Annotated in this window: 10 protein-coding genes and 7 tRNA genes; 4 read left to right on the top strand and 13 right to left on the bottom strand. The window is 60.3% G+C overall.

What is annotated here, in order from left to right; translation table 11 throughout:
* Nucleotides 1-482: hypothetical protein (locus P8L30_00950; GenBank protein MDG2238766.1), on the top strand; the 482-nt coding region annotated here is incomplete at its 5' end.
* A gap of 680 nt (nucleotides 483-1,162) precedes the next feature.
* On the opposite strand, the gene P8L30_00945 is transcribed toward P8L30_00950, so the two are convergent.
* Nucleotides 1,163-1,420, bottom strand: coding sequence for a hypothetical protein (locus P8L30_00945; protein ID MDG2238765.1), 258 nt, complete (start codon nucleotides 1,418-1,420; stop codon nucleotides 1,163-1,165).
* A 98-nt stretch (nucleotides 1,421-1,518) separates the two neighbouring features.
* Between P8L30_00945 and thrC the strand changes: the two genes are divergently transcribed.
* Both thrC and thrB read left to right on the top strand, forming a co-directional pair.
* The gene (gene thrC, locus P8L30_00940; GenBank protein MDG2238764.1) at nucleotides 1,519-2,820 is read left to right on the top strand and encodes a threonine synthase; all 1,302 of its coding nucleotides are present in this window, start codon (nucleotides 1,519-1,521) and stop codon (nucleotides 2,818-2,820) included.
* A complete protein-coding gene (gene thrB / locus P8L30_00935) occupies nucleotides 2,813-3,733 on the top strand; it encodes a homoserine kinase (protein ID MDG2238763.1) in 921 nt (306 codons plus the stop codon). Before thrC ends, thrB begins: the two co-directional genes overlap by 8 nt.
* Here thrB and P8L30_00930 read toward each other — a convergent pair.
* From P8L30_00930 to P8L30_00910, 5 genes are all read right to left on the bottom strand, one after another.
* Nucleotides 3,730-5,046: a hypothetical protein gene (locus tag P8L30_00930; GenBank protein MDG2238762.1), complete on the bottom strand. Its 1,317-nt coding sequence runs from the start codon at nucleotides 5,044-5,046 to the stop codon at nucleotides 3,730-3,732. The genes thrB and P8L30_00930 overlap by 4 nt on opposite strands.
* Before the next feature lie 6 nt (nucleotides 5,047-5,052).
* Entirely contained in the window at nucleotides 5,053-7,380 is a 2,328-nt protein-coding gene (locus tag P8L30_00925) for a DUF5916 domain-containing protein (protein ID MDG2238761.1), read from the bottom strand.
* Nucleotides 7,381-7,517: 137 nt separating this feature from the next.
* Nucleotides 7,518-7,928, bottom strand: a complete 411-nt coding sequence (locus P8L30_00920; GenBank protein MDG2238760.1) for a hypothetical protein — start codon at nucleotides 7,926-7,928, stop codon at nucleotides 7,518-7,520.
* 155 nt (nucleotides 7,929-8,083) lie between these two features.
* Nucleotides 8,084-8,641, bottom strand: a complete 558-nt coding sequence (locus P8L30_00915; GenBank protein ID MDG2238759.1) for a GNAT family protein — start codon at nucleotides 8,639-8,641, stop codon at nucleotides 8,084-8,086.
* A 19-nt stretch (nucleotides 8,642-8,660) separates the two neighbouring features.
* Nucleotides 8,661-10,826: a CARDB domain-containing protein gene (locus tag P8L30_00910; GenBank protein ID MDG2238758.1), complete on the bottom strand. Its 2,166-nt coding sequence runs from the start codon at nucleotides 10,824-10,826 to the stop codon at nucleotides 8,661-8,663.
* Between the two features lie 217 nt (nucleotides 10,827-11,043).
* On the opposite strand from P8L30_00910, the gene P8L30_00905 reads away from it, so the two are divergent.
* Nucleotides 11,044-11,523 carry a nuclear transport factor 2 family protein gene (locus P8L30_00905; protein MDG2238757.1) on the top strand — a complete coding sequence of 160 codons (480 nt, stop codon included), beginning with the start codon at nucleotides 11,044-11,046 and terminating at the stop codon, nucleotides 11,521-11,523.
* Between the two features lie 50 nt (nucleotides 11,524-11,573).
* Here P8L30_00905 and P8L30_00900 read toward each other — a convergent pair.
* The 7 genes from P8L30_00900 to P8L30_00870 form a co-directional block, all read right to left on the bottom strand.
* Nucleotides 11,574-11,656 (bottom strand) — tRNA-Ser (locus P8L30_00900).
* A gap of 113 nt (nucleotides 11,657-11,769) precedes the next feature.
* Nucleotides 11,770-11,843, bottom strand: a tRNA-Pro gene (locus P8L30_00895).
* Between the two features lie 150 nt (nucleotides 11,844-11,993).
* Nucleotides 11,994-12,076, bottom strand: a tRNA-Ser gene (locus tag P8L30_00890).
* A 149-nt stretch (nucleotides 12,077-12,225) separates the two neighbouring features.
* Nucleotides 12,226-12,309, bottom strand: a tRNA-Ser gene (locus tag P8L30_00885).
* A 26-nt stretch (nucleotides 12,310-12,335) separates the two neighbouring features.
* Nucleotides 12,336-12,408 (bottom strand) — tRNA-Gln (locus P8L30_00880).
* Nucleotides 12,409-12,412: 4 nt separating this feature from the next.
* Nucleotides 12,413-12,485: transfer RNA gene (locus P8L30_00875), tRNA-Thr, on the bottom strand.
* A gap of 8 nt (nucleotides 12,486-12,493) precedes the next feature.
* Nucleotides 12,494-12,566: transfer RNA gene (locus tag P8L30_00870), tRNA-Ala, on the bottom strand.
* Nucleotides 12,567-12,818 lie beyond the last annotated feature (252 nt).

Genomic DNA, 12,818 nt, shown 5'->3' with positions numbered 1-12,818 from the left:
AAGCCGCAGCCAAGAAGGCCGCTCCTAAGAAGAAGGCCGCGCCTAAGAAGAAAGCTGCAGCTAAGAAGGCCGCGCCCAAGAAGAAAGCTGCAGCCAAGAAGGCCGCTCCTAAGAAGAAGGCCGCGCCTAAGAAGAAAGCTGCAGCTAAGAAGGCCGCTCCTAAGAAGAAGGCCGCGCCTAAGAAGAAAGCTGCAGCCAAGAAGGCGGCTCCTAAGAAAAAGGCCGCAGCCAAGAAGGCCGCGCCTAAGAAGAAAGCTGCAGCCAAGAAGGCGGCTCCTAAGAAGAAGGCCGCAGCCAAGAAGGCGGCGCCTAAGAAGAAAGCTGCAGCCAAGAAGGCTGCTCCTAAGAAGAAGGCCGCAGCCAAGAAGGCTGCTCCTAAGAAAAAGGCCGCAGCCAAGAAGGCTGCTCCTAAGAAAAAGGCCGCAGCCAAGAAGGCTGCTCCTAAGAAAAAGGCCGCAGCCAAGGGCAAGAAGAAGAAATAGCCCCTGGCCTTTTTTGATGTGCAAAACACCGACGCCCTAAGGGGCGTCGGTGTTTTGCGTTGGGCCCCATGAGTCGGCAGTCAAGCAGCTATTGATCAGCGAGGTACGCCATCACGGCGTGGTATTCTGCAGACACCTCCTGAAAAAACTCTGTCGTAGCGGCGACCTCACCTTCTCGACCCAACTCCTCGAGCCTACGGAGCAATTCAGGGAGGTGGTGCGCCCGGATGGTGCCTGACGCAGACTGGAGGCTGTGTGCCCTGCTCGCATCTCGTCGCAGTTTCCGGAGGTCATGGCATTTGTGATGCGCGCCATGATCCCTGGCGCCTCGGATGCATAGACAGCCAGCGTTGTATCCACGATCTCCTCGTCCCCTACTTCCAAGCGTCGGGAGGTGGTCAGCCCGAGCCCAGAGCCCCCGTGCACTCGGGTCGCAGACTGATCAGCCTGCTCGAATTCCCCAAATACTCGATCCTGGCTTTCCTTCGGAATGCCGATACCGGTGTCTTTAACGCTGAGTTGGATACGCGCGCCGCTTTCGTCAGAATCGACTTGTGAAACTCCGAGCACGGTCTCACGGCCGTCCATGAGTTTCACCGCAATTGACAGAAGGTTTGTGATGATCTAACGAAGTCGTACCGGGTCGCCGTGCACGCAGGGCGGGACCTCGGCGGCGGCAATCAGGAGCTCAGTCCCGCGGCCTGCGGACCAAATACCCGCGTGACCTCGCTCCGCATGTCGTGGAGCTGAAAAGCGATCGACTCCAGATCGAATTGGCCTGCTTCGCTTTTCGGGACATCGAGAACATCATTGAGGATTCGAAGAAGGCCATCTACCAACGCCTTCACCACGTTGATCGAGGGCTGCTGTTCCTCTGTCGATATCTGTGTGGGGTTGCGATGAACTCGATGGCTGGGCAGGAGCCGTGTTCTGAACAACCTCTCTCCAAGCGGGGCCAGGCCACTTGGGGACGCTAGACGGCCACATCGGCCCTGGCAATTCTGCGGCCACGCTCAGATCGCTACATTCTCACCCCATGGGCACCTTCACTAGTACCCGCGGAAACCAAGCCTCGCTCGAGGCAGCTCTGTTCGAGGGCCTCGCGCAGGACGGCGGCCTCTACATGCCCGATCCTATGCCCCGGGTCCGGCCGTTATCAGAGCATGGGTCGAAGCCGGCGTTCCTCTCGGTGGCCTGCAAGGCAGCCTCCGACCTCCTAGAGGACTCACTCCCATCTGAGATCACTACGTCGGTCGTCGCTGATTCTCTGACATTCCCGGTACCTCTCATTGAGGTCGATCCGGGAGTACACGTGCTTGAGCTGTTCCACGGCCCCACGCACGCGTTTAAGGACTTCGGAGCCCGCTTTATGGCGCGGCTCATGTCGACGATAGACCCCTATGACATCAACTCGACTTCGCCCCGGACGGTCCTCGTGGCCACCTCCGGTGATACTGGGAGCGCGGTGGCGAACGCATTCCACCGCCTACCCGGATATCGGGTGGTCGTGCTCTTCCCCCGCGATGGCGTCAGCGCACGTCAGCGCCGCCAGATGACGACCCTGGGAGACAATGTCACATCCGTCGCAGTAGCCGGAACCTTCGACGACTGTCAGCGCCTGGCGAAGGAAGCCTTCGGGTCCGCATCCATACGAGCACAACACAGATTGACCTCGGCCAATTCGATCAACATCGGCAGACTCTTGCCTCAAGCTCTGTACTACATGTTCGCCGCGGCCAGCCTGGACGACCCTCCACGATTCTCGGTCCCCTGCGGCAACTTGGGCAATCTCTGTGCGGGGATAATCGCCCGCAGCTGTGGAATGTCGACTCATAGTTTCCTCGCAGCTACCAACGTGAACGACTCGTTTGCGACGTTCCTGAATACGGGTATGGTTGGCGACCGAGAGTCCATATCCACGATCTCAAACGCGATGGACGTTGGCAGTCCAAGCAATCTGGAGCGTATCCGCTGGATGCACGAAGTCTCCCCTGAGCCCCTCCAGAATTTCGTCTCCAGCCACGCGATCGACGACGACGACACTCGCAAGACCATCCGTGATGTCTTCTCACGAACGGGATATGTGCTCGATCCGCACTCAGCCGTCGCCTACCGTGCCCAACAGCGCCGCCCCGCTCCCGCCGGTGTCCCGACCGTCGTGCTGGCGACGGCACACCCGGCTAAGTTCCCTGAAGTGGTCGAGCAGGCTATTGGCGTGGAAGTCCCGCTCCCTCCGGGGCTCGCATCGGTGATCGGCAAGGACGAACACTTCCTACAAGCGGCACCCACACTTAGTGATATCGAGGCAATCTTGAGCCGGATCGACACGATTGAGTGACCTGGCCGCTGCGCGAATCCGGGTACCGTGCTCCACGTCGAACCTAGGCAGTGGATACGACACCATCGGCCTCGCGTTGAACCGTTACCTGGACGTCCGATACGAGCCCGGCAACCAAGTTCTCAGGGTTGAGCGATCTGGAACACTCGAGAAGCTGACCGACTCTGTTGAGAATGACCTCGTGACCGCCGCATTTATGGAGGCCTTGAGCAAGGATGGCCTCGAGGCTGGAGGCACGGTGCACCTCAGCTCGACGATCCCCGTTGCTCGGGGGCTCGGGTCATCCGCCGCTGCAGTGCTCGCGGGTATCGACCTTGCTCTAGCGGTGAGGGGCCTGCCAGAAGACCGGGACGCCGCCTTCTGCGCCGCCTATGAGCACGAGGGGCACGGTGACAACGCGGCACCTTGTCTCTTCGGTGGGCTGCGAGCCGTGCTGCCAGGCGCCATCCGCCCCCTCGTCACGAAGCTCGAGCTCTCTGACATGATAGGCTTCGCATACGCCGCGCCACCCGCAGGCATATCGACCATCTCAGCTCGAAAAGCGCTCCCGAAGCACGTCGGACACGACACGGCGGCCCGATCGATCGCTAGGGCGACAGCTCTAGTTCAGGGCCTGGCACGCGGTGATCCAGAGTTGCTCAGGATTGGGGCGGAAGACGAACTCCACGTCCCACATCGACTGCCCATGATCCCGGGCGCGTATAACGCAATCGCTGCTGGGTACGACGCAGGAGCGTGGGCTGTCACGGTCTCCGGTGCAGGATCCGGGCTCATCGCTATGTGTCCGGTCAGCCGCACAGATCTGGTGGCCGCCGCGATGCGCGAAGTCTTCGCGAATGGTGACGATGATCCTGAGTGCGTCGGCTTCGCAGCAAATGTCGACCACCACGGCCTCGTGCGACTAGAGCCCTAACTGTCGCGCGATTTTGTGCGAATCACCGAGGCGCAACTCGGGAGCAGATAGGCGTTACTCGCCAGCCGTCCTCCCAGGAATGCAGCAAAAGCGGCAGTCGCCCCGACTAGGTTGAGCCCCCAGCCCAAGCTCACAAATACGAGCGCAACCGCGGCAAGCTCGACCGCGCTCGCGACCGTGATGTGCTTGGTGCGACGCCCTTGCACAAGTATTGCGCGCTGAAGCGATAGAATCACAGACAGGAACGGCAACGGTACCAGTAGGCGCGTCGGTATTAGCGCGAATGCGGTCAACTCTGGGGTCAAGCCGGAGATGCGCACGAACCACACATGGGACAGTGGCGTGAAACCAACCAGTGCGATCCCCAGCGAGGTCGCACCACCCAACGTCAATGCAAAGCGCCTCAGTTCCCTGAAGTTCTCGAGCCGCTCCCCCATGAGAGCAATCGCGACGTCCTGGAAAGCCAGTCCCATTGAGCGGAAGAAGAACGAGAGTGAGTGCACGACCGGGAAGACAGCCAACGACTCGAGTGGGGCGACGCTGCGACCCATAAAGAACGTCAGCAACGGTTGCACGGTCAGCCCAATTAACGAGGTGAGCGCGAGCGGGAGATAGAAAGACGCGATGTCCCGATACGATATCTCACGTCCCGTAGCCTCCAGGTCACCCTTCCTGTCAAGCAGGCCGCGGACCGTTGGAGCCGCCATAAATCGGGCCGCAACCGCTTCCACGCTGACCCCAATCCCGAGAGCCATCGCTCCAATCCAGGAGCCCGGTATGTCGAGCCAGAGGAAACCGCACAATGACGCGAGGGCCATCGCGATGAGCCTGATGACGGTGCCCCACGCGACGAGGCGGGTCTTTCCCGCCCGGATCAGCACTCCCTGAAGGAAGCGACGATACCCGATGGCTCCCGGCCATGGCAGCATGAACCACAGCGCACCATAGGTCAGAGACGACACCTCTGCCGGCAATCCAATCAGAGATCCCGTGACCCAGTTGAACACGCTTGGAATCAGAAGGACGAGAAGGCCGGCAGTCGACAGGAAGTTCAGCGCGAACGCGAAGTTCCGCAGCTTAAGAAAACTGGTGCGATCGCGGACCAGTGCCGTGGCTGCGCTCATCAACATGATGACCGGCGCTTCGATCAGGATCGCCAGCGCGAACGTCACGCCGTGGGCGGCCAGATTAAACGTCGGATCTGGCATGCGGGCGATGACCGCGGCTATGAGCGGCCCTTCGGTCGCCATCATTACCCACGTGGCTGCCAAGGGCGCCCAGAAGAGGGCGATGCTACGCTGTGAGAGCCGCAAAGGTCACTACATCCGGAACAGGTAAGAGAGCTTGACGAAGAACCCGTCCTGAAGAAGCCGCTTCGGGCCAAGCGCATATCCCGACAGTCCATCCATGATTCGGCTGTAACCGAAGAAGAAGACAGTGCCAGGAGACGGCTCGTACGAGAGCAACGCTTGTCCTTGGAAGTCCCCCCGATCTCGCGCCGTCTCAAGCACTCCGTTTACCAGAATCGGCTGGCCAGATTCGGGGTGACGAAGTGCGGAGCGTTCCTCAATATCGTACTGCCCGACCACCCGGACAAAGACCGACCGACCCACCTGGTACTGCACACGAAGGCGGGGAAGGTGCACTGTACTGAACAGTGAGTCGTCTATCCGACGCCAGAGCTTCGCCCAGGAGTAACCCGCCACTAATTGCAGCGCCTCACTGGGCTGGATCGTGACACTTGGAGAGAACTGCCTCTCCCATCCCAGGCCCCCTTCGGAGAAGAGCGGAATTTCTCGAAGAAGGATGACTCCATTCAGGCTGATTTTGTCGTTGATGCGGATCTTTGGGATCGCAGCTAGGCCCAGCATCCGATCGATTTCACCCGGTACCGTGAACGGCTGAGCACCACCGGCTGGGCCCTCCACCTGGTATGCCCCGTAATCCTCCGGCTGGAAGCGAAAACCGCCCCATCGAAGAATAAAGGACACACTTCGGGCTCCTCGGAGCGCGATGGTTGGCCACAATTCGAGCTCCCAGTCGTCCGCCGAGCCCCCGTCCCAGAATTCGTCGTGGTCAAAGAAGTGGTTGTTTCGAAACTCGACCCCCCAACGCTCGACCAACGAACCCGGCTCACCATATCGATCGAACCCAACAACAGTTGAGAGTTGTGTGTCCCCCACTCGAGGCATGAAGCCGCTGCGGGTGCGAAAATCAGGATCGATGTCCTCAAAGCGCACACTGTAGTGGTAATTCAAGCCACTGCGGCTGAAGCTCACAGTGACTGCGGGTTGGATCTCGACACTCTCTCCAGCGGCTCCAGAGGAGGTCCAACTCCCCGTCAACTGCGTTTCGAGCGCGTACCGACCGCCAAAGAGCATCCGGGCATCACCCGAAAGCACTCGATTGAAGCCGCCTCCTTCGGTCAGCGTGCGGTCCGTATAGAGGATGCCCGCGCTCGAACCAGCACCGATGTCGCGACGGACGCGCATGAGGTTGAATACGGCGTCCGAGGAGCCACCGAAGACCGACGTGGGACTCTCGTCCACAGAGCCTAGGTACGCCACACTGAAGCTGCCGATCTTTCCTGTCAGCTTCGCCCCAGCAATCGGGTCCACGATCCGGCGCGTGTGTACGAGGTTCTGAGTGCTGCGAAAGATCTCGGCGCCTTCCAAGAAGAAGAGCCTCTTTTCGGGGAAGAAGAGCGCGAACCGTTCGTTTACTTGAACCTGATCCGCGTCGGCCTCAACCTGCGAAAAATCGGGGTTTAGTGTGGCGTCCAACACGAGGTTGGGTGTGACGCCGATCCTCGCATTGATGCCCGCTTCTGGATCGGGATCGTCCCTAGAAAAGACACCATTCGTCCGGAAGCCCTCGCGCTTCGCCGTCGTCACCGGATTGATTTCGATGAGTCGTTTGGGCCTCAGTCCGCGAAGCCCACGCAATCTACCGCTCTGCGCCAAGACGCTGGAAACGTCGAGCGTGAGTGGTGCCCACGTCGACTTGAAGTTCGTCCGCATGATGCCACGTGCAATCTGGATACCCCAGTCCTGCTGCTCCACATCGGGGAATCGGAGCGACACATAAGGAATCCGGATTTCGGTGACCCACCCGTCCTCCGTCACACGTCCGTGTGAATCCCAGATGAAGTCAGGATTGAAGTCCACCTTCGGCCCAGTCGGGCCGCCCATGGGTGTTATCGACTCCAGCCACATCCCATCGGTCTGAATGCCATACGCGTTCACGAAAAACGAGTACGCAGAGCGCTCGTCGTCGAACGTATCGAGCATGATACGCACCCAATCATCGACGCGGGTCGAGGCATCCCGTTCCGTGAGATGCACCAAAATGTTCTCGGGGTCGGAATCGAACACCTGGAACCCAAAATAGATCGCGTCCGAAGAATAGAAGACACGTACCTCTGTTTCTTCCGAGGCCCGCGCTCCTTCCACCGGGGTGTACTGTGTGAAGCCGGTCAGAACCGCAGCCTGCGCCCACTCAGCTTCGTCCAGGCGCGCATCGATTGAAATCGATGGAGACTCGATCCGAGGCGGATCGACATCTAACTGGCCGTCGCGGCCGCTGTACCGGAGCGTGTCAGCGGGCACCTGGGCCAGAACGGCGAGAGAGAAGAGCAGCGCGGTCACATCGACTCCAAGGGATTCGAGTCCAATCGTTAGTCACATCAGGCGTGCAACCTCGTGGATTCCGACGAGCCCGAAAAGGGAACGGCCACACCACCCTGTAGGCGATGAGGCCGCTGCCGTTTCGTGTGCTTCAGCGACTAGTGTGAGACGCTGCGCCCCTCAACGAGGACACCAGAAATCCGGTGGCCTACGCGCACACCGTAGATGCCGTCGGCCCGAGCGGCCATGCCCCTGCGAGGCAGCGTGTGGAAGTACATGTGGTCCTGGCTATCATCGCCCAGGGCGCCCGCGCCGAAGACGAGGCCGAGGTCGTTGTTGTGATCACTCGGCTCCTGAAGCGTGAACGTGCCTTTGAGCGTGTAGTCACCACTGACAGTGTTCGAAGGATTCCAGGCAACAGTCGCGGGGCCGGTGTTCAGCTGAACGCCGCTCCCCATCATGGCAAGCGTCACTTCGGGCACGTCGTCCGGGTCCGCTGCGTTGTCATTTCGGCCTACCCGCACCTGCGCCACGAGAGGGGCGGCAATCAGACGGGCAAAGGCAGCCATGCTGATTCGACAAATTCTGGTATGTACGCATGGCTGCAAATCATTTTCGGAGCAATCTGCGGCCCATGCGAGGGTCGCTTGAGCAGGATTATGTACAGCCCGGCTCGCATATGCTTACACAAATACGAGACCGCTCGCAGAGGACCTCGCGAGGGCTATTCGCTCAAGCGCGCCTTGTACTCATTCTCTAGGATCCCGAACAGAAGAGTGTCGCGCCATTCCCCGCGGACCCGCACGTCCTCCCTCATACACCCCTCCAGACTCATTCCAATCTTCTCCAACACATGAGCCGAAACGGTATTCTGGGAATCACAACCGGCCCACACACGGTGTAAGCCCAACACGTCGAAGCCCAACATGAGCATGGCTTCCGCCGCCTCAGTCGCGTATCCCTGCCCCCAAGCTTCCCGGCTGAAACAGTATCCGAGCATGGCCTGCTGGCTGTCTTCTGCGGCGAGGCTCAATTCGATACCCCCGAGCAGGCGCCCGTCTTGAAGGTGGGCCACGGCAAGTTCGTACCCGATTCGCGGCCGAGCCGCGGCCGATTCCGCCGCCCGCTCCAGGAAGTCGCGGGTATCTACCTCCGTGTTCGGGCCCCACGACATGAAGCGCACGACTTCGATGTCTGCGGCATAGGCGTGCACCGCCTCATAGTCGCCAGGCTCGAAGTCGCGCAAAAGGAGGCGATCCGTCGCCAGCACTGGGTCAGTCATTTCCACGTTCAGGACCGGTTCAGTTCACGACACGGATGACACGTCCCTTTTGATCCACCACGAAAACAGGCCCCTTTCTGATGTCATCACCAAAATCGAGAATCGGAGTCAGTTTCGACGGGGCTCTGGATGGTGACGAGAACGAGCCGGAATACGGGTCGGCTTGAGAGACATCCACCGAATAACCCACGTCCGCCATCGACTGAATGGAGATCGCACTCAACGGATTACTCACCCCCGACGTGAAGAAGGGAGTCATGAGTTCCAGCCCAAGAAGCGTCTCGCGCCAATGGGCATCGCTCGACCCCTCACCGGCTGTGTTCTCCACCGGCACCTTCTGGCCGAGGGTGTAGCTGGAACCACCCGCCGCGTCGAAAGCCGCGATCGCCTTCTCACCTGTGAAATGAGTGTCCGCCCCAGGGCTGGATGGTAGCGAAGGATTTTGGAGTAGCCCACGTCCATCCCAGATGGTACCTAGGCCTAGTACGTGCCCCATCTCGTGGAGAACCACAGAAATCAGACCTCCGCTTGCCTCCAAGTCGTCCAGATCCGCGGCGTCGAACTTCATCGAGCCTATGGCCGGGAGATTGGTAAGGCCCCTATTTACGCACGGCCCGGCCGACGCCAGGGTCATGCCCGCTCCATCGATCTCTTCAATAGTCACGTAGATCCTGAGGTCGTCCACCTCACCCGTGAACAGGGGCTGGCCCTCGGTACACGCGTCAGCCGAGATCGGCTGATTAGAGAAGTCGATGTTGGGGATGTCTATCGGAATAATGGACATCCAGCGTTCAGCTGCAGCCGTCACGGCGGCGTCCTGCGCAGCCGTTCCGTGATTGAGGAAGACCAGTTCAATGTTGAACGGCAGCACCTCGCCACCGAGCGTGATACTCATGGTGGCCCCGGAGAACGTGCTGAACGCATGCAGGAGGATGTGATAGATCCCGGGTTGGGCACTCCCGATCTGGCAGCGCTCCTCATTGGTCGAGTTCCCGCTCAGGCAATCGTTGTATTCTGCGCGATTCGTCGGTCGGTCGCCCCGCTCAACGAACAGATCCACATCCCCGCTGCCTCCGGTAATCTCAAACGTCAGAATACTCGGTGAGCCCGCCGGCACTTCGAGTCTGAACAGCAACTCATCGTCAGTTGTCCCAGAAAGGACCCCTGTCGTTCCGGCCGGAATCACAGACTGCTCAATGACCGTGACGTTGCGGAGCGTCGTGTTATTGCTTTCGTCACCTTCCACGATCTCGCCGTCCGCGTCGATGTTCACCGCGAGTTGCCGCACCCCCGCGGCAAACGGTCCGACGGAGAAGGTGACGGTCTCAGAAGCTCCCGTCGCAAGTTCACTCATGGCCTTGGTGGCGATCTCCGTTCCGTCCGCTGTCAGCTGAACGCGGTATCCTGCGCCAGTCGACGCATTTCCATCGTTTCGTATTGTGAACTGAACGTCCACACTTTCGAGTGAGCTCGGGTCGGCCCTGGTTACGATGAGGGTGCCGCCTGTTTTGAGGTCTGGGATCGGAGTCGCTGACTGAGCCGTGGCACCGATCGTAGCGCTCGCGCCGCCAGCGATGGAGGCAGTTAATGACTGTCCGCCAAACACCTCGCCCAGGGTCCATACAGTGGAAGCCTCACCGTTCGCATCAGCCACTGCGGAGGAGGCACTCACCGTGCCACTCTGCCCGCCCGGTGTGAACGTCACCGTTTCACCCGGAACTGGCGCACCCCCTTGGTCGGTCACGCGCACCACAACGGGCGTCGGCAACGTTTCACGGACAATCGCCGTCTGATCACTGCCAGAAACGATCGTGACTACGGTGGCCACCTGGGCTACGGTCACCTCTGCGGTCGCACTCAGGGCCTGGAACGTGGCGGTCACCGTGGCACTTCCGTTCGCGACGGCCGTCACCACTCCCGAGCCATTCACGGTGAAGACCGCCGGGTCACCGGTGGTCCACGTCGGGGCGCCCGCGAACGTCGTCCCGTTCTGATCGAGGATCAGAGCACGCAGGCTCGCCGTCTGCCCGACGAAGGTCATCGTGGTCTGATTCGGCGTGACGCCGATGGTCCGAGGCGTAGGCGTGACGTCGACGATCGTCACCGGGTCCTCCGCGCCGCCGCAACTCGCGACGGAGAGGAGAACGAGGGTCCGAAAAAAGGTTCGGGCTCGCGACTGAATCACTGGCGATCTCGACTGAGTTGAGGGGGGGGGGAAAGAAGATGCACGGGCGTGGTGATGTCACGATTGCTCATTGTAGGCCGACCAGGCAAGTGGAGCCGCAGCCGCCCTCAATATCTCATGGGCCGACAACACGCAAGGAACGCACACGGTTGCCACCGTCCAAGGTGGACGATATCACCTAAAGAGCCACGAGACCCCTCCAATACCCCACAGCGCCATGACACGATTCACCACCATCATCGCGGTACTCGCCCTAGGAGCCTGTGCGTCGGACACCGCCGAGGCTCCAGCCTTTGATCGTGAAGCGGAGAGCGTCGCCCTGCGAGCTGCCGCGGAAGCCTACCACTTAGCCGCGAGCACCAAGAATGCGCCGGAAGTCGTTTCGATGTACGACGCCACGGCCGTTATGGTCCCGCCCAATGCGGACTTGGTACGTGGGATCGATGAAGTCGAAGACTACCGGTTCGGCTTCATCTCGACGCCCGGCGTCGAACTGGTCTTCGAGCTCGTGCGCGTCGAGGTGTCGGCATCCGGCGACATGGGGTGGACGCTGGCCATCGGTGATATCACGATCAATCGGGAGGGCTCGGAGCCCGGGCGTGATATCGTCAGGGACTTCCACGTCTGGCACAAGCAGCCGGACGGGTCGTGGGGTGTCGTGGCAGATGTCTGGAATTCGGGGATGCCGGCGGGGTGACCGAGGTGCACAAAAAAGCCCTCCGGGTCTCAAGACCTAGAGGGCATTAACGGAGCGCGAGGGATTCGAACCCCCAAGTCCTTTCGGACGCTCGCTTTCGAGGCGAGTGCATTAGCCATTCTGCCAGCGCTCCAAACAACAAAGCCCGGACTACCAACGGTAGGCCGGGCGCAGTGCTCGTCCAAACGACAGTCTGACCGTCTGTTCGAATCCGGGCGCCATACCCGGCGGACTTCTTCCAACTAATCGGGGCGCCCGGATTCGAACCGGGGACCTCTGCGACCCGAACGCAGCGCTCTACCGGACTGAGCCACGCCCCGGATCCTACTCGGGTCTTACGTACTTATTACCGACGGGGTGGGATTGACCTCGCTTCGCTCGGTCCTCTCCGCTCCCTCCGAGTCGAACCCACTTTGCGATCTGCTTCGCAGATCACGTGGGTTCAAATTAGAACCTTACTGCCTTTCTTACGGACGAGGTGGGATTCGAACCCACGCGGACAATGTCCACACGATTTCCAATCGTGCGCCTTAAGCCACTCGGCCACTCGTCCCCGATACTGAACTTCCAGGGGAGCGGGATTGACCTCGCTTCGCTCGGTCATCTCCTCTTCCTCGGTCGCTCCGAGCCGAACCCACTATGTGATCTGCTACGCAGATCACGTGGGCTCGAACTCCAAGAACCGAACCGCTCTTCTTTCAACGGAGGGAGTGGGATTCGAACCCACGCGGTGTTGCCACCAACGCCTTAGCAGGGCGCCGCCATAAGCCACTCGGCCATCCCTCCAAGTGGAGGCTTACAGCCTCCGACTATTGCCCCGCTAGGGATCGAACCTAGACTCTCCTGAACCAGAATCAGGCGTGTTGCCAGTTACACCACGGGGCACCAGAGCCACCAGCCGGATTTGAACCGGCGACCCCGTCATTACGAATGACGTGCTCTACCAACTGAGCTATGGTGGCGATTTATATGGAGCCGAGGGGGTTCGAACCCCTGACCTCAGCGTTGCGAACGCTGCGCTCTCCCAACTGAGCTACGGCCCCTCGTTCATATCCGATGCGCGCGGCAGGATGTGGCTTGTAAACGCTGCATATCAAGCCTGCTTCACTTATCAAGTGTGCGCGACAGGATTTGGACTCGCTTCGCTCGTCGATCCTTCGCACATCGCATTTCTGCCGTTCCACTTCTCAAATGGGCGCGACAGGATTTAGCTGCACGTCGTTTCGCTGATCCTGCGCGCACTACATTACTGCCGGATCCACTACTCTTCATGGGCGCGACAGGAAAAAAAACAG

It is taken from the genome of Longimicrobiales bacterium, from assembly GCA_029245345.1.
Classification (GTDB): domain Bacteria; phylum Gemmatimonadota; class Gemmatimonadetes; order Longimicrobiales; family Gaopeijiaceae; genus CALFPJ01.
Note: the sequence above shows the minus strand (reverse complement) of the source record. Positions and strands in the feature narration are given on the sequence as shown.

What these genes read in the sequence shown, in the direction of transcription:
- P8L30_00905 (MDG2238757.1), top strand. Translation starts at nt 11,044, where the DNA reads ATGACACGATTCACCACCATCATCGCGGTACTCGCCCTAGGAGCCTGT.
- P8L30_00915 (MDG2238759.1), bottom strand. Translation starts at nt 8,641, where the DNA reads ATGACTGACCCAGTGCTGGCGACGGATCGCCTCCTTTTGCGCGACTTC.
- P8L30_00920 (MDG2238760.1), bottom strand. Translation starts at nt 7,928, where the DNA reads ATGGCTGCCTTTGCCCGTCTGATTGCCGCCCCTCTCGTGGCGCAGGTG.
- thrC (MDG2238764.1), top strand. Translation starts at nt 1,519, where the DNA reads ATGGGCACCTTCACTAGTACCCGCGGAAACCAAGCCTCGCTCGAGGCA.